At 39.4% G+C, this 15,606-nt stretch carries 17 protein-coding genes; 8 read left to right on the forward strand and 9 right to left on the reverse strand.

Annotated features, from left to right (window positions below):
• Window positions 1–398: 398 nt before the first annotated feature.
• The 4 genes from WKF66_RS00005 (at window position 399) to WKF66_RS00020 (ending at window position 3,839) form a co-directional block, all read left to right on the forward strand.
• Window positions 399–1,040: a DUF6266 family protein gene (locus WKF66_RS00005; protein WP_489672344.1), complete on the forward strand. Its 642-nt coding sequence runs from the start codon at window positions 399–401 to the stop codon at window positions 1,038–1,040.
• Window positions 1,037–2,209, forward strand: a complete 1,173-nt coding sequence (locus WKF66_RS00010) for a hypothetical protein (protein ID WP_489672345.1) — start codon at window positions 1,037–1,039, stop codon at window positions 2,207–2,209. The genes WKF66_RS00005 and WKF66_RS00010 overlap by 4 nt, the downstream gene beginning before the upstream one ends.
• 10 nt (window positions 2,210–2,219) lie before the next feature.
• Entirely contained in the window at window positions 2,220–2,816 is a 597-nt protein-coding gene (locus WKF66_RS00015; RefSeq protein WP_489672346.1) for a hypothetical protein, read from the forward strand.
• Window positions 2,817–3,593: 777 nt separating this feature from the next.
• Window positions 3,594–3,839, forward strand: coding sequence for a hypothetical protein (locus tag WKF66_RS00020; RefSeq protein WP_489672347.1), 246 nt, complete (start codon window positions 3,594–3,596; stop codon window positions 3,837–3,839).
• A 16-nt stretch (window positions 3,840–3,855) separates the two neighbouring features.
• Here WKF66_RS00020 and WKF66_RS00025 read toward each other — a convergent pair whose 3' ends face one another.
• Complete coding sequence (locus tag WKF66_RS00025) at window positions 3,856–4,524, reverse strand: GDSL-type esterase/lipase family protein (protein WP_489672348.1); 669 nt, start codon at window positions 4,522–4,524, stop codon at window positions 3,856–3,858.
• A 62-nt stretch (window positions 4,525–4,586) separates the two neighbouring features.
• Window positions 4,587–5,057, reverse strand: coding sequence for a BLUF domain-containing protein (locus WKF66_RS00030; RefSeq protein WP_489672349.1), 471 nt, complete (start codon window positions 5,055–5,057; stop codon window positions 4,587–4,589).
• A gap of 147 nt (window positions 5,058–5,204) precedes the next feature.
• Here WKF66_RS00030 and WKF66_RS00035 point away from each other — a divergent pair, with 147 nt between their 5' ends.
• Window positions 5,205–7,472: an ATP-binding protein gene (locus WKF66_RS00035; protein WP_489672350.1), complete on the forward strand. Its 2,268-nt coding sequence runs from the start codon at window positions 5,205–5,207 to the stop codon at window positions 7,470–7,472.
• 89 nt (window positions 7,473–7,561) lie between these two features.
• On the opposite strand, the gene WKF66_RS00040 is transcribed toward WKF66_RS00035, so the two are convergent.
• The 6 genes from WKF66_RS00040 to WKF66_RS00065 all read right to left on the reverse strand — a co-directional run bounded on the left by WKF66_RS00040 (window position 7,562) and on the right by WKF66_RS00065 (window position 11,321).
• Window positions 7,562–7,993: a hypothetical protein gene (locus WKF66_RS00040; RefSeq protein ID WP_489672351.1), complete on the reverse strand. Its 432-nt coding sequence runs from the start codon at window positions 7,991–7,993 to the stop codon at window positions 7,562–7,564.
• Window positions 7,994–8,127: 134 nt separating this feature from the next.
• On the reverse strand, window positions 8,128–8,463 hold the full coding sequence (locus WKF66_RS00045) for a helix-turn-helix domain-containing protein (RefSeq protein WP_489672352.1): 336 nt from the start codon (window positions 8,461–8,463) through the stop codon (window positions 8,128–8,130).
• A gap of 151 nt (window positions 8,464–8,614) precedes the next feature.
• Window positions 8,615–8,953, reverse strand: coding sequence for a hypothetical protein (locus WKF66_RS00050; RefSeq protein ID WP_489672353.1), 339 nt, complete (start codon window positions 8,951–8,953; stop codon window positions 8,615–8,617).
• Window positions 8,954–9,070: 117 nt separating this feature from the next.
• Entirely contained in the window at window positions 9,071–9,214 is a 144-nt protein-coding gene (locus WKF66_RS00055; protein WP_489672354.1) for a hypothetical protein, read from the reverse strand.
• An 89-nt stretch (window positions 9,215–9,303) separates the two neighbouring features.
• Entirely contained in the window at window positions 9,304–10,215 is a 912-nt protein-coding gene (locus WKF66_RS00060) for a glycosyltransferase family 2 protein (RefSeq protein ID WP_489672355.1), read from the reverse strand.
• A gap of 17 nt (window positions 10,216–10,232) precedes the next feature.
• A complete protein-coding gene (locus WKF66_RS00065; RefSeq protein ID WP_489672356.1) occupies window positions 10,233–11,321 on the reverse strand; it encodes a PAS domain-containing sensor histidine kinase in 1,089 nt (362 codons plus the stop codon).
• 347 nt (window positions 11,322–11,668) lie between these two features.
• Here WKF66_RS00065 and WKF66_RS00070 point away from each other — a divergent pair, with 347 nt between their 5' ends.
• From WKF66_RS00070 to WKF66_RS00080, 3 genes are all read left to right on the forward strand, one after another.
• Window positions 11,669–12,463 carry a WecB/TagA/CpsF family glycosyltransferase gene (locus WKF66_RS00070; protein ID WP_489672357.1) on the forward strand — a complete coding sequence of 265 codons (795 nt, stop codon included), beginning with the start codon at window positions 11,669–11,671 and terminating at the stop codon, window positions 12,461–12,463.
• 123 nt (window positions 12,464–12,586) lie between these two features.
• Window positions 12,587–13,516, forward strand: coding sequence for a glycosyltransferase (locus WKF66_RS00075; RefSeq protein WP_489672358.1), 930 nt, complete (start codon window positions 12,587–12,589; stop codon window positions 13,514–13,516).
• Complete coding sequence (locus tag WKF66_RS00080; protein WP_489672359.1) at window positions 13,513–14,736, forward strand: glycosyltransferase; 1,224 nt, start codon at window positions 13,513–13,515, stop codon at window positions 14,734–14,736. Before WKF66_RS00075 ends, WKF66_RS00080 begins: the two co-directional genes overlap by 4 nt.
• Before the next feature lie 20 nt (window positions 14,737–14,756).
• Here WKF66_RS00080 and WKF66_RS00085 read toward each other — a convergent pair whose 3' ends face one another.
• On the reverse strand, window positions 14,757–15,602 hold the full coding sequence (locus tag WKF66_RS00085) for a glycosyltransferase family 2 protein (protein ID WP_489672360.1): 846 nt from the start codon (window positions 15,600–15,602) through the stop codon (window positions 14,757–14,759).
• Window positions 15,603–15,606 lie beyond the last annotated feature (4 nt).

Genomic DNA, 15,606 nt, shown 5'->3' on the forward strand with positions numbered 1-15,606 from the left:
CCGCCTGAGTGCGCAGTGAACTGCTTAAGTGCGCGGTGGGCAGTCTAAGTGCGCATCGAGCAGCTTGACTGCGCACTGAGGAAAGGTTGAATGAAAAAGTTGCCTTATTTTGAAATCATGGCTGTAGGTTCGTTTCAGCAATTAAAATCATGCTGACCTAAATATGTTAACATTTACCCCTTACTTCTTTCACTTATATCCAGCGCCAGGCATACATACTGGTTTATTACGGGTTTATCGGGCTATGTCCTACCTACCTGTAGGCTTCGTGCAAGCTATGTGTATACTACCGCGTGGCCCCTAGCGGATACATACGATTCACCTAAAAAGGAGGTGCATAAAACCCCCTATTATAAACCCCATATCAACCAGAATAAAAAATTTAAACAACATTTGCGATGGCAAAAATTAAACAAGGGCTGTTCGGCCCACTAACAGGAAAGCTAGGCTCCGTAGTTGGCTCCAGCTGGATGGGAATCCCCTATCTAAAAAAGGCTCAGAAATATGTTAAAAATCCCAAGCGCAGCCCGGCTCAAAAGGCAAACAACCAAAAGTTCGCCTATGTAAATGAATGGCTAGTTCCATTTCACGCCTACATAGTCATCGGGTTTGACACCCTGGCAATAGGTAAAACTGCTTTAGCTGCAGCACTATCCAGCGTCTATAACACCGTCTTTAGCGGGACAATGCCAGAACTTGCAATTGACTATTCTCAAATGCAGATTAGCAAAGGCAGTTTAAGAGGCTTAAGCAATGTAACACTAAGTTACGTGGAGCCCCACCTGATCGACATCCGTTGGGACGACAATTCCGGCCCATATACGCACTTCGACGACCAGGTAATGGCCGTGTTTTATAATGAGGAATTAAAAGTGACAGATGGTTTTATTGGAAATGTCAATAGAACGGATCGTGCATATCAATTTGCTTTGGATCCCCAATTAATCGGGAAACCACTTCATGCATATATCGCCACTACCTCCTTCAATCGGAAAAAAGCATCGGATACCATTTACTTAGGCTTATTACCACCACTATGAGAACGCACAGCACGATTACCTTAAGGACACTGGTATTACATGATATGAACCAGGAAAAGCACACCATGACTGTTGCTGAAATCAACAACTGGGTAAATATTATGCCAGATATTACCGCAGAGCAGTTAGAACACATTTCGTTTTTTGTCAATAGCATCTTTGGTAAAGAGATTGTGAAACGACAGTTCAAACAAATGCAATCGGAAAATACCATCTTGTTAGATGCAATCGACAAGTACCAAAACTTAGGTCCGGAACTGCTCAGGCTTAAGACTGTTGCGATCGTCTCAATAATGACGGTGTTGGACGAGTTAATGAATTGGAAAGCCTATTCAGATAAGGACATGAGACTGCCCGCTATCAGCGTTAGGAAACGTTTGCTTACAGTAGAGAATGAAGTAACCAGCTTGAATGCCCAGTTTATAAAACTGAAAGTCGCACCGGAACTTCAGAAGGCAATCCTGGAGTTTCCGAGAAGTTTGATCCGGCTAAAAACCTGGAGTAATGATTCTTCAGAGTATTTGAAAATCTACATGTCAGGAATCGCTACTACACTGGAACAATGCAGAGACAGGACGGACGATTGGCTAAGGGAATGGCTGATAAACATTAATCACAATTCAGAATCCTTTACAAACTACCTTAAAGCAAATATGCTTAAGAGACTATACGAAGTAGAAGATATTGATGAAAAACTATTATTCTTAAATCAACATCTTGGCTGGCTACGAAACCGGTCGGTCACAAAGAAGCTTCCTTTGTTTGATAAGAATAAGGCTACTATCTACGATGTCATGCACAGTTTTCTTACCTCAGAAATATCTTTTGTCCAAAGTATGATCCTCAAGGCGAGGCCTCCATATGTAAATTATAAAAATCAGGCAAAGAGCGGGTCTGCACCAGACCATTATAAGGTAGCGTTTAATCTAAGTGTGGAATCGCTCGCCTACCTAATAAAATTGATGGTCAACACCGGAGTGATTGAAGATGGAATACGTGAACAGCTGTTCAGATACATTTCTGGAAATTTTCAAACTCCAGGCACCGTAAACTCTGGTATCTCTGCCGAAAGCTTCAAAACAAAATATAAAAATGTAACCCAAACTACCGCCATAGCTGTTAAGGCTTCCCTAATGGCAATGATTAAATTAATTGATAAAGAATTTTAAATAAACGAACATGAAAACTCAAAGAGAAAAATTTAATATTGCTGTATTACACGTCTTAAGTTTTGCTTCCTTTCAATTAATGCAATCAGCTTTCGCATTGTCCGCCGAAACTGAGCCCTGGGTAACAAAAGGCCTTAAGGCGCCTGACTATCTTTTTGACACCGAAGAAACAGGCATTATATGTTTTGATTTACAAATGGAATATCTCGCCTATGTGGAGGATAAAAATGTCATCCGTTTAATTAGAAATATGGAGAGAGTACTTCACTGCAAACAAAGCTTTGAAAATATAAATGGGATTGATTTTTCAGAATCCATAACTGACGATGAGATCTACAACATGGCGCTCGAAGTTTATGTGGAAGATGATGACAGACTAACAAGTTATGAGGAGCGGGTTAACGAGAATTGCGATTTTCATTTTTGTCTATACTTTAACATTTGGAAGTGTGCAGAAATACTTCTCACTCAGTCGATCGAAATAAGTGAACAACAGGAAGAAAATTTTTTCTCTGAAATGTACGATTTCGTTGACGGAGATAAGAAGTCGGACAACAGTAATGTGCAACTGCTTTTCGATCTGATGGTTGACCTGGAAAAATATTAAAAACATACCCGGGTCTTAAGGATCCGGGCTTTACCTTATAATTTTACCTGTTACTGCGAAAGATTTTATAAAATCAAGCAATGGATGATGGTCATCCTAATAAACCAGCCTTTTAATTTCCAGTTGAAAAAAGAATTGCAGATCTGGAAACTCTTGTACATTGAAAGACTCGTACCCCATCCTCCGGCAATTGAAGTTCCTAATTTCAAGTGGCCCCTCTTTGATCGTGGTCACTTGATTACGTCTCGGATCATTTTTTAATACTGCTGTAATTTCAGTTACATCTTATTTTGATCCTTCCCTGACTCGAAGGAAACGGCCCCCCATTTGTTCATGAAAGATGCCCTCAACGTAAGCCAAAAACCCTGTTACCCCGTGATTTGCATTTATAATCGTGATTTAGCCAGAATGAGGTTCATTTCTTTGATTGTATGTACCGGTAAAATGGTTGAAGTAAATAAGACATATAGCATGGCTAAAAGATAGGAAGATATCATAAGGTTACACGATAACAAGTTCAGCACGCTGTACACGAATGTTACAATAACGAAATTAACCAAAAAGCACAGCACACCATCATTAAATCATCTTATGCCACTTATGAATACTCAGAAAGAAAAAATTAATGCCAGTGTCCTTCACCCTAGCTGCCGAAACAGAACCATGGGTTACGAAAGGCCTCAAGGCGCCGGGGTATATGTTTAAGACAGACGAACTAGAATTGGATGTGTTGACCTGGAAGTGGAGTTATTAAGCTATGTAGAAGATAAAAATGTAATGCCATTACAGAAACTTATGGAATGTGTGCAGCGGGTAGAAGAGGATTGCGAAGTCAAATATATTCTTTATCTAAATATATGGCGCTGTACCGAGCTGCTGATCACCCAGGTTTCTTCTATTACCGACGAACAAGAACTAATTTTCAACGACCAGTATTTCGGTTATGTTGAGGGAAGGATGAAATCCGACGACACGAACTTACAGCTGCTTTTTGACTTAATGGCCGATCTTGACCGGCTGTAATCAGGAAAGGGATGATTTACAAATACTCTTTAATTAATGATGCCCATAAAAAATACCCTTTACCTGACAAGTGTAAATCATCAAAATTAAGTTCTTTTTTTAAACCTCCGTTTTCAGCGAAAGCAGGATACAAGTTAATGAACGTGACTTTAGAATTATCATCTAAAGACTTATACATATTATTTAAGCGGACAACAGCAGTTGCACCGGTAGAATCAGAATGTAAGATCTTGTTATTTGTTGGAAATACACTTTGTAAATAAATAGCAGTTGAGGGAGAGGTCCTTCTAATTCTCTGGATGATCTTGATCATATTAGCAAATGTTTCATCGACACTCAGGCCCGATAAAATATCATTTACACCAATCATTAGAAATACTTTGGAAGGTTTAAGGATGGTGACTGAATCGATTCTACTAAGTACGCCAGCTGAATTATCACCCCAAACCCCTCTATTCCTGACCGCACAATTGTTTAAGTATTCATTTAATTCAAATGCTTCGGTATGGCTATCACCTAAAAAGTAGATAAGTCCCTCTTGCTTTGGTGCACCACTAAACACAGTTGTCCTGAAAGGTAATTTCAAAACGCCACCTTCAAACCAGTTGTTGTAGATTTTATAAGCAAATACCGATAGTAGAACAATATTTAATGAAATAGACAGGATAATTAAGATGCGTTTCATCTAACAAATGTACCTAATTACTTCGTGCTGGCCATGGTGTGGTCGTATCTGACTCAAATAAATTATCTAATGTTTTTACCTGTTACAGCAAAAGACTTTATAAAATCAAGCATTGGATGATGATCATCGTGATAAATCAAAGGTTGGATATCCAGTTGGAAAAAGAATTGTAGATCTGGAAACTCTTGTACATTAAAAGACTCGTAACCCATCCTCCAGCAATTGAAGTTCCTAATTTCAAGTGGCCCCTCTTTGATTGTGGTCACTTGATGATGTCTCGGGTCTTTTTTAATACTGTCATAAATTTCAGTCACATCTTTTTTTGATCCTTCCAGAACTTGCAGGAAGCGGCCCTCTGTATGATCATCAAAGATCCCCTCAACATAGACCAAGAAACCTGTTACCCCTTGATCCGCATTTCTAAATCGTGATTTAGCCAGAATCAGGTTCATTTCCTTTATGTGTATTGTACCGGTAGAGTGGCTGAAATAAATGAGATCATAAAACATGGTTGAAAGATAGTAAAAAATCATAAAGTCGAACGATAACGTATTTAGGCGGTGTACAAAAATATTACAAACACGAAACCTAACAAAAAACTAAGCATATGTCGCCTTAAGCCATTTCACACCACTTTACCTAAAAAACCGATTGAACAAGTAACGATCCAAAATCTTTATATGTTAAAACACCAAAAAATTAAGGCACCTTTACGTATTCTAATCCCTGACATGAATCCTTCAGAAGTCAATCTTACAAACTGTGATATCGAGCCAATTCGCACTCCTGGTCACATACAATCGCATGGTTTTATGCTGGTTGTTGATGAATTTGCTGTCATTCAGTCTTATAGTGAAAACATTTCAGAATTTATCCCAGGCCTGTCAACAGATCTTAAAGGTAAAAGTCTGAATCATATAGAACAGCTGTTGAGTTCGATCTACCAGCCAGACTTCATTTCGCAGTTAATCACGCCTAAGAAAACCAAGAAAGATTTTGAACGGATCAACCCGGTACCGATTACTATTGCCGGTGTAGCGTATTACCTGATCATCTCCATAAGTAACGACTATTACTTACTTGAATTTGAGCCTGCGTTATCGAACTTTGATCTGGATGTCCAAAGCATGATGGGCCGATCGATTGCAGAAATTCTTACCTATGCAGGGATAGAAGAGTTGCTTGATAACTCTGCTTCACAGGTTAGACAAATCATAGGTTTCGATCGGGTAATGATCTATAGATTCGCTAATGATGGCCATGGTGTAGTCGTTGCCGAAGCGCGGAACGAGAATCTCGAGTCATGGCTGGGCTTGCATTATCCTGCTTCCGACATTCCAAAACAGGCCCGGGAGTTATATAAAGCAAATCTAACTAGGCTGATTACTGATGTGGAATCTGTGCCAGTTAAAATAATCCAGCCTGAAGTCGGACAAGCCAATCTGGACCTTAGTTTTGCTCAATTACGGGCTGTATCGCCGATTCACATTCAATATTTAAAAAATATGGGCGTGGCATCGAGTTTTAGCATTTCCTTGAAATACAAAGATGAGCTCTGGGGCCTGATCGCTTGTCACAATTATACACCACGGTTTATCGATTACAAATCCCGTGAATACGCTAAATTAATCGGTCAGATCCTATCCTCCGCATTGGAGTTCCGCCAGAACGAGGAAACCATGCAGATGAAAGACACTTTTAAGATTAATCTGGAAAGGACCATTAAGCAGCTGTTAGAAAACGAAAATATCGAAACAGCATTAACATCCGGACCAACAACACTTCTGGATATTATCGAATCTACCGGTGCAGTATTAGTGCACGACAAAAAAATATACAAACTCGGTAAAACACCGAACGATAAACAACTGCTCGATCTTGTTCTTTGGACTACACGAAACGTAGAAGAAGTGATCTTTAAATCAGATCATTTTTCAGCGATTTATGCAGACGCACTTCCTTATAAAGACACTGCGAGCGGGATAATGATCGCAGTATTATCAAAAGAATTAGGTGACTATCTGATGTGGTTTCGGGAGGAACAGATTCAAACAGTAAATTGGGCGGGAGATCCAAATAAGCCGGTAATCGTTAATGCTAATGGTCTTTTTGATCTATCTCCAAGGAATTCATTTGAAGTTTGGTCGGAAACTGTTTCTGGTATAGCGAAGGACTGGAGCGTGGAAGAGGTTGAAGCAGTCATCAAACTAAAAGAGGAGATCAATTACAATTTAAATCATAAAGCAGGCGCTGTCCGGTTAATGAATGAAAGATTGAAACTAGCCTATGAGGAACTAGAGTCTTTTAGCTATACCATTTCGCATGACTTAAAAAATCCGCTGGCTTCCATTAAAGTGTATGCACAACTACTGATTAGAGACCAAACTATTTTGGAACGTGGTCAGCAAATGTTACAAAGGATTGCAGATCGCGCAGATCAAATGCACCTTATGATCAATGCAGTTTTAGACTATTCACGGATCGGACGAACTTCAATGAAGCTTCTCCCAATTGCAACAGACAAACTCATTGCAGACGTAATATCAGATTTGGAAACAGTTTATGAGCATAAAAACTTGCAAATTACCGTTGGTGATACGCCAGAGTTGGTCGGCGATCCGACAATGATGTTCCAGGTTTTTTCAAACCTCATCAGTAATGCAGTAAAGTATTCTCAGCAATCTGATCCTGCTCTCGTTCATATTGAAGGTAAAATAATTGGTCAAACCACCTGTTACACCATTAGTGATAACGGCCTTGGAATAAAAGAAGATAGCTTACCCAAAATATTTGAATTGTTCAATCGCATGGAAAATGTGCAACATATAGAAGGGTCCGGAGTAGGTTTAGCTATTGTAAAAAGAATAGTCGAAAAACATCAGGGTACCATAAGCGCTGAAAGTACTTTGGGTAAAGGGTCGGTATTTCAACTCGTCCTGAACAATTAAGCTAACTCCTATCAGCTCAAAATATAACATCATTAAAAAGCCCCTTAACTGCTCAGTTAAAGGGCTTTTAAGCTTAGTGCTGTGTTGAATTAAAACTCGTTAGTTGTGAGTACCGTTACTGAACCTGGACCTGCAACTTGCGCATTGTCTTCCGCAGTTACGAAGAACCTGGTTGGCTCACCAGTGATTACCGAGGTAAATGTAGCTGTTCTTGTACTTGTAAAATAGCCTTCACTACTTACTAAGCTTCCAAGGTTTCTAACACCATCCTTGGTTTGAATCCATACCACATAGATTTTCTTAGGAGGTGTTAATCGTTGAGGATCTACCAGATTCTTAACGCTAAGCGTCATCGCACGATTTTTATTGTCGTCCGTACTCAATTTTACCGATCCAGTTGCTGAAGGAATAACAGGTGAAATGTTGAAACGCAGAGTCTTCGCACAAGAGGAAAACACTACTGTAATTAATAGGATTGTTAGCAACCTATAAAGATTACCGTTTAGTTTTGAAATTTTCATATTTAGATTTAGATAGGCAATGTCTCAAACAAGAACAGTGCCGTATGGAGACCAGTTTTGAGGACTTTGTTACCCAGTTAAAAGAACACGTGTTTTACTTCAGAAAACAGGTAGTTGACAAGCTAAGCGGAAATTTACTGTTTTAAATTAGCGGCTAGTAGTCCGGCATACCGTTCCAGTAAATCAATGTATCGGCTTTGCCAATAGGCTTCGTCTTTCTCTACCGGCACCTCAATATTTGGCTCGAAAATGATTTCCTTGGCTATTGTTGGTTTTGGGGTGTTAGAGGTCAAGTCATAAACGATTACGCTGGAAACTCTTTCCATTATACTTTCATCTATAACTTCCTGCTTAAACCAATTGTAAAGCGTACGACGTGTTACGCCCAATGCACCTGCAAGTTCGCTAATATTAATGCCTTTTCTTCGAATTACTCTTTCAAGTAATTGTCCCATATGGATATTTTCCATTCGCCGTATATACGCATCACTTTACGCTATGGTTGTGACTGCCTTAATAATTAATTATTTAGGCTTGTATATCATTGATTGTGCCATTATCGTTGGCATATAGTATCGACTTTATTCTGTCGATGTAAATTTGCAAAGCTCAGCCCGTTTATTAAAGCGTGAAACCAATTTTGAATTGCATGTTATTGGCTTTAATCTTTTCTTTCCCAAAGGTACTACCAGCTCTTGGATCATACGCATCATAGTTGCTGTTCACTTTTCCTGAAAGGTAATCCAAGGACAGTCCTATTGCTTTTCGTCTCACAGTAATTCCAAAGCCTGTTGCCAGACCAAAGGCAATTCTATTTTTTATATTATCAGGATCATAATCCTCTTCAATGGCAGATTGCGCATAGTTTTGAAAGTAGAAGTATCTGCCCATCGGACTTAGCTCGCTTTCTGAATATTCAAAATCGAAAAAGCGAAGGGTTGGGACGACTTGTAGCCGCACATCGATCACCAGCTTTTCAATAAGATTAAAAGAGACATTAGGACCGAGCTTGGACGAAGTTAGGTCTAATGCTTAGGATTGCATAGCTTACATCATCGTAACTTACTTTGTAGGACATCACCTGATCAGGCGGAAGTCTGTTGAAAAATCTGTTACTTTTCTTTCAAAGCCAATGAAGTAAGCAAAATCTTCCGGATGTATCATATCCGGAAGATTGTCGACTCTAAAGTATGATTTATCATGACCCAGGATATCACACATTTAATCGCTTATATACTCGATGTTGGCAGCTACCCAGGTTTTTGCTATTTCTACACTCGCATTCTGCATGGGCGCTGTTTCGTCATTTTTTATGCTCTCATTTTAATTCTGTCAATGGCAGGCCTGAAGGTCAACGCCTTTATGCTTGTGCTCCAAATCGTTTTTATAAATGGCCAGCGGTGTGTCTTTCTGTTGATCACAATGCGGAAAGGCATAATAATCATTCTGTGTACCCAGGTCACCCAAAATTGGAGTTCACCATCATGGGTACGTTTTGTAAACATTTCATTCCGTAAACCATGATTATATTTCCAAAGGTGCTCATGCGTATCCTTAAAAACACTGCTCAAATGGTTAATTGGGGTCTCATGAACAGCGATGCTGTCTTCGACTACCATTCCAGCCATGCCGCTTTTTATAATGCGTTTTGAATATTCCACATCATCATTCCAAATAAAGAACTCCTTAATTGGCAAGCCTACCCTTTCAACTGCTTTTGCAGACAGCAACATGGATACGAAAGTGCCAAACTGAATAACCGGAAGTTCATCATTGGTTTTTACAGACAGGCCTGCAAGCTTATTTGCATCTTTCAACACATACGTGCGGTTCATTTCATGAATGCTGTCATCGACCCAAAGAACTTTACTCGATAGAAAGCCTATGGCCGAATGATCAATTTTTGGATCAAGAAGAGGCGCAAGCAGTCGTTCCAACGTGTCATTCTTAGGTATGGTATCATCATCCATCACCCAGATCCAGTCTGCACCATGATTATAGGCCTCTGCGATCCCGCGGGAGAATCCTCCGGCACCGCCCTCATTTCGCTGATGATAAGCGGTGAGTTCTTGTTCAGCAAGCCATTGTTCAGTTCCGTCTGTAGAACCGTTATTAATGACTATAATCTGATCCGGGCCACGCGTCTGGCTTTTAACCGCCTGAAGGCTCTTTTTTAAGAGCGTGAGTCGATTGTAGGTTACAATTATTGCAATTATTTTCATAGTATGTAGTTGTTGTATTAGCTCTTATGACCGGTAGGTATCTCGACGTAAAAAGTACTGCCACATCGTTCTTTACTTTTAAACCATACTTTTCCGTTATGTTCTTCAACCAGTCGCTTGACGATCCACATGCCAAGTCCAACCGACTTTTGTCCGTCGACCCCGGTTCTTCCGGCTTCTGTGTATTTATCGAATATAAATGGATGAAGCTTTTTGGGAATGCCAATGCCGTCATCCTTCACCGTTAACAAAAACGTGTTTTCCAGCAGTTCCAGATGAATGCAAATGTGACCCTGATCGTCAGTAAATTTCACCGCGTTTGAAACCAGGTTGCTCACAATTTGCAGATATTTCATATTGTCTATATCCGCATAGATCTTTTCCTGAGAATGGCTGAAAGTAATGTGTTTTTGAAGGTTATCCTGTGCCTCGATATACATGGCTATGGCTTGACGCAATTCCCATACGATATCTAATCTTTCCTTTTTAATTTCGGCTTCTTCGGAAACTACTGAGTCCCCATTCAATAATGTTTGAATGAGGTAGATGTTCTTCTGAGCAATCTCTTCAATCATTGAAGTAAGCTTAATGATCTGCGGATTATCAGGCAGCCTTCTTGCTATTATGGAAGCTAGCATCTTAATCGTGCCTACTGGTTCCCTCAGGTCATGAGACAAGATTTCAAGACTGGCACTTTTCCAGGCACGAACTTTTTCTATTGTCATCAGGCTTGCTCTTCTGTCGGTATCATCTTCTCCGTTACCTGAAAGGTAATGCACTGTGTCATCTGATAAGATCGGATAGATATTTAAGATAATCCAACGCTGTTGACCATCTTTACGAATGACTCTAAAGCTGACTGTAGATGGCTCCTTATCTTCGACAATATATTGTATCTTATTTCGCAGGTAGCTATGGTCTTCTTTATGAATGATTTTAAAAAGCAAACGTGGATTCTGTAAGACCTGCTCAGTATGCAGATCAGTAATGCTTTCAAAAGCCGGATTCAAGTGCTCCAGCTTTCTTTCATCCACATTATAGATAAAGTAAACCTCGTCTGAGAGATTTGTAGTCAGCGCAAGAATGTTAGCAATATTATCGTTCATTGAATCGGCTTTTGTTTGCCTCAGCCAAATAGATATATACAATTTACCAGCCTAAGCGCCGTGACTTTCCCAGCGTTCTATATCTGAGCGCAATTATTCAACCATTAGATATTTTAGGACGAGACAAATCGAAATAATTTTATTTATAAGTTAAGTAACGTTAAGTATTGGGGACATCTGAGAAATTTTTACTGCACACAATTGCTCATTTCGCGGTTATGGCCCTCATTATCTGCTATTTATGTGCACAAAAAGGTAACAACCGCCATTATTCAAAATCTTTAAAGGCAATAGTCACGTTTTTTGTACAAAGGCATCGATGGTGATGTAGCGAAATAACGTTTTTTATGAAAAGGGTACACAGTGCTGGAAGCAATGGTCTTAACTATAATTTGTATGAAGGAGAACTAGAGGACATTTCTCTTGATTCAAAGACAACAATTAATACCATTAATCAGTATTCTTATTGTATTGCAAAAAAAGATTTGGAATTTCAAGAGTCACTAAGGGACTCTGATGTGCTCTTACCCGACGGCGAAGGTGTAGTGTTTGCTGAACGCTTTTTGACCGGTAAAAAACTTCAAAAAATCTCGGGCACAGACGTTCATTTGCACCTTCTGAAGCGGCTAAATGATCGCAGCGGAAGATGCTTCTATCTAGGGTCCTCTACAAAAACTTTACAAAAAATTCAAGCGAAGATTAGTATAGAATATCCGCAGATAGAGGTGGGCTACTTTTCTCCTCCATTCAAGGTGGTATTCAGCGAGGAGGATAATAATGAGATGATCGAAGCCATAAACTCTTTCGCGCCAGACGCCTTATTTATTGGCTTAACGGCTCCAAAACAAGAAAAACTGTCGTACCAACTTAAATCAAGACTGAACGTAAAAATCATCTGCGCTATCGGTGCCGTGTTTGATTTCTATTCAGAAACGATTAAGCGTCCGAATAAAATTCTTATAAACTTAAAGTTGGAGTGGCTTGGTCGGCTAGTAACAAATCCAAGGAAAATGTGGAAACGCTACTTATACTATGGCCCCATTTACATCTATTTTATATTAAAGATAAAGTTCCATGGAGGTTCTTATAACCGCTTTCTCGATCGTTCTCAGCTTTACACAAGGAGAACACAAACTCCTTGAAATCAATGGATTAAGAAATCAAAATTGTAACAACCGTCAGTCTTAATTACCAGAAAATAAATTATCTGGTTAGTATTGACAAATAGTCATCAAATAAAACAAAAATTCAGTTAAAAGAAAAATATGGAAAAGTCAGTCATTATAGGAGTCTTCTGCTATAATAGGGTAAGTAAGCTGAAACGTTGTATTGAGGCATTAAAGAAAAATCCAGAGTGCTCTACTTTAGACATCATATTCTTTAGTGATGGTCATAAACATGAAGCGGATAAAGAAAACATTCAGGAGGTTCGCAATTACATAGATAATTTAACAGGATTTAAGTCTGTAATTAAACACTACAGAGAGAAAAATCTAAGTACAGGACCCAACTTCAGAACGGGATTAACCTTTCTAAGTGAAAATTATGAGCGCTTCATTATTGTAGAAGATGACTTAATCGTAAGTCCAAATTATATTAAATACTTGACTGATGCGCTAGAATTTTACAAATCAGACAAAACAGTATTCTGTGTTACCGCTTATGTATTCCCATTAAAGACGGAAAACTATCCTTATGACACCATCGTCTATAAGCGTTTTTGTTCTTATGGCTGGGCGGGCTGGGCTGATCGCTTTGGAGATGTTATATGGGATGAAGAGGAACTCCGACAATTGATGGAAACATCACCTGGATTTACTAAGCGTCTTAATGCTGAGGGACATGATCTTGGGCGTATGCTAGTAAAGCAGATCAAGGGCAAAATTTCTACCTGGGACATTCAGATGCAGACTCATGTATCTGAAAACCGTCTAAAAGTCATATATCCTACTCTTTCTAAAGTAAGCAATATCGGTTTTGACGAGGAATCAACCAATACATCTGGAATCAACTATTTGATCACACCAGTAGATAAGGGAATAAAAAGAGTATTCAACTTTTGCAAATCTGATTATGTCGTCCCGGCGCTTCAGGCTCAAATTAAGCAGCCTTACAGCTACAAGACATTGGTCATTCGGAAGCTACGAAATGAACTCATAAAACTCACTAACAGCGTTAAAAAAGTCGCCTCATGAAAGTTTTATTTATACATACCTATTATCAGCTCCCTGGTGGCGAGGATACTGTGTTACATAATGAGATGGAGCTTCTAAAAAGTTTGGGGCATACCGTTGAATTGTTAGCTTTTGACAATAAAAATAACAGTATTCTAAAGCTCCTCTTAATGCTTTTTAATCCGTTTTCATATTTTAAAACCAAAGCTAAGCTAAAAGAATTTGTTCCGGATGTTGTTCATATTCACAACCTTCATTTTGCAGCGTCTGCATCCGTAATTTATGCTGTTCGCAATGCAAAAATACCGATGGTAATGACCATCCACAATTATCGTTTGCTTTGTCCTTCGGCCAGTTTGTTTCATGACGGACACTTGTTTCTTGACTCTTTAGATAAAGGGTTTCCATGGTCTGCTGTTAAGAAAGGAGTTTATCAAAACTCAAAAGTTATTACTTTCTGGCTGGCGTTATCGACCTATATTCATACTAAAATTAAAACCTATGATCTGGTAGATAAATTCATTTTCCTCAATGCGCACAGCAGACAATTGTTTCTTGTATCCGCTTTTGGAATAAAGGAGGAAAAATGTATGATCAAACCTAATTACTTGATGGACGGTGGCTTTTCAACAAATCCTAAAGACCATACATACTTTTTATTTATTGGGCGATTAACCGAGGAAAAAGGAATCCTTACACTGCTTAAAGCATTCGAGAATAGTAATTTGTGGCTAAAAATAGCAGGTATTGGCCCATTACAGCACCTGGTAGAGGACTATGCCCAAAACAACTCTAATATTGAGTATTTAGGACAACAGACACGGGAAGAAATTGGGAATCTTCTTAATGAGGCAGAGGCATTAATTTTTCCTTCTATATGGTACGAGACGTTCGGAATGACTATTGTTGAAGCTTTTGCCAAAGCAGTACCCGTAATCACATCATACTTAGGAAATATGAAGGTAATTGTTTCCAACCAAGTAAACGGACTGCTTTTTGAACCCGGAAATGCGGTCGACTTGAGAAATAAAGTTCAGGATTTTACAGCTACGCCACCAAAAATTAAAAAGAGATTTCGTCAGAATGCACGAGCGAGTTATGAAAATAATTATACGTCTAACCTAAACTCAGTGAGACTTATGGACATATACAGTAGTTGTAAACCTAAACAACCAATGTTTACCAAGCCCATTACAACATATGAGCCCTCTACCCAAATACCCATCGAGCAATTGAATTAGTAAGACTGTCTAAGACGATCTTAACTTTTAAGTCTACGCCACAGTACTGGAAATAGTGTTTTTAGCCAAATCTTTGTGAAGACAACTGGTACATGTTTGGGGAAATGGGTCTTGATAAAACCCATGTATTCTTTATATGCCAAGCCCTTTGGACTTTTCAAGTGCTTGATCCGTTGCTTTAAGCCCGGTGGTTTCTGTCTTGCTGCAACGAGGTTATCGTCTGTACAATCTCCAAGTATCCCAGGCACTACAATCACTTTCATTCCTGCGCTTCCTGCCCGGAGGGTATAGTCAAAATCAGCGATGCTATGCGTAAAGTCTGACGATAAGATCCCAATCCGTTTCACCGTTTCCCTGGGCACCATCATAATGTTTGCATTAGCAAGATCGCATTCCAGGTACTCTGTTTCGCTGGATACGCTGAAATGAGTCACGCTGTTTCTGTTGTACAGCTTATGGCCCCCATAGGAAACTTTCTTTGTTTCGAGATCGATTGTGCTTCCTATCGTAATATCTGCAGCTCCCTCAGGATGAGTTTGATAGTATTTCAAAAGGCTAACTATGCAGTCATCCCGCAACACCGTGTCGTCATTTAAAAGCAGATAGTAGTCAGGATCGCTTTCCAGCGCCATACTCCAGGAATTCCGCATCCCTCCTGCCCAAAATAAACTGCCACTTCCTTTGAAAAGCTTAACATCTGGATACTGAGCCATCACTGCCTCGCGAGTCCCATCGCTCGAATTATCATCGGTCAGGAACACCTCTAGTCGTAGGCCTTCCGGAAGTACTTGTGCAGACAAGCGCTCCAAACAAGTCAGGGTTTTCTCTTTTCTATTGAAAGTAGCTAACAATACTGCGATTTCCATTCTC

The sequence above is a fragment of the Pedobacter sp. genome (assembly GCF_037719805.1).
Taxonomy (GTDB): Bacteria; Bacteroidota; Bacteroidia; order Sphingobacteriales; family Sphingobacteriaceae; genus Pedobacter.

Bases quoted from the DNA above. Each gene is read 5' to 3' on its own strand.
- WKF66_RS00005 (WP_489672344.1), top strand. From the start codon at position 399: ATGGCAAAAATTAAACAAGGGCTGTTCGGCCCACTAACAGGAAAGCTA.
- WKF66_RS00010 (WP_489672345.1), top strand. From the start codon at position 1,037: ATGAGAACGCACAGCACGATTACCTTAAGGACACTGGTATTACATGAT.
- WKF66_RS00015 (WP_489672346.1), top strand. From the start codon at position 2,220: ATGAAAACTCAAAGAGAAAAATTTAATATTGCTGTATTACACGTCTTA.
- WKF66_RS00020 (WP_489672347.1), top strand. From the start codon at position 3,594: ATGCCATTACAGAAACTTATGGAATGTGTGCAGCGGGTAGAAGAGGAT.
- WKF66_RS00025 (WP_489672348.1), bottom strand. From the start codon at position 4,524: ATGAAACGCATCTTAATTATCCTGTCTATTTCATTAAATATTGTTCTA.
- WKF66_RS00030 (WP_489672349.1), bottom strand. From the start codon at position 5,057: ATGATTTTTTACTATCTTTCAACCATGTTTTATGATCTCATTTATTTC.
- WKF66_RS00035 (WP_489672350.1), top strand. From the start codon at position 5,205: ATGTTAAAACACCAAAAAATTAAGGCACCTTTACGTATTCTAATCCCT.
- WKF66_RS00040 (WP_489672351.1), bottom strand. From the start codon at position 7,993: ATGAAAATTTCAAAACTAAACGGTAATCTTTATAGGTTGCTAACAATC.
- WKF66_RS00045 (WP_489672352.1), bottom strand. From the start codon at position 8,463: ATGGAAAATATCCATATGGGACAATTACTTGAAAGAGTAATTCGAAGA.
- WKF66_RS00055 (WP_489672354.1), bottom strand. From the start codon at position 9,214: ATGTGTGATATCCTGGGTCATGATAAATCATACTTTAGAGTCGACAAT.
- WKF66_RS00060 (WP_489672355.1), bottom strand. From the start codon at position 10,215: ATGAAAATAATTGCAATAATTGTAACCTACAATCGACTCACGCTCTTA.
- WKF66_RS00065 (WP_489672356.1), bottom strand. From the start codon at position 11,321: ATGAACGATAATATTGCTAACATTCTTGCGCTGACTACAAATCTCTCA.
- WKF66_RS00070 (WP_489672357.1), top strand. From the start codon at position 11,669: ATGAAAAGGGTACACAGTGCTGGAAGCAATGGTCTTAACTATAATTTG.
- WKF66_RS00075 (WP_489672358.1), top strand. From the start codon at position 12,587: ATGGAAAAGTCAGTCATTATAGGAGTCTTCTGCTATAATAGGGTAAGT.
- WKF66_RS00080 (WP_489672359.1), top strand. From the start codon at position 13,513: ATGAAAGTTTTATTTATACATACCTATTATCAGCTCCCTGGTGGCGAG.
- WKF66_RS00085 (WP_489672360.1), bottom strand. From the start codon at position 15,602: ATGGAAATCGCAGTATTGTTAGCTACTTTCAATAGAAAAGAGAAAACC.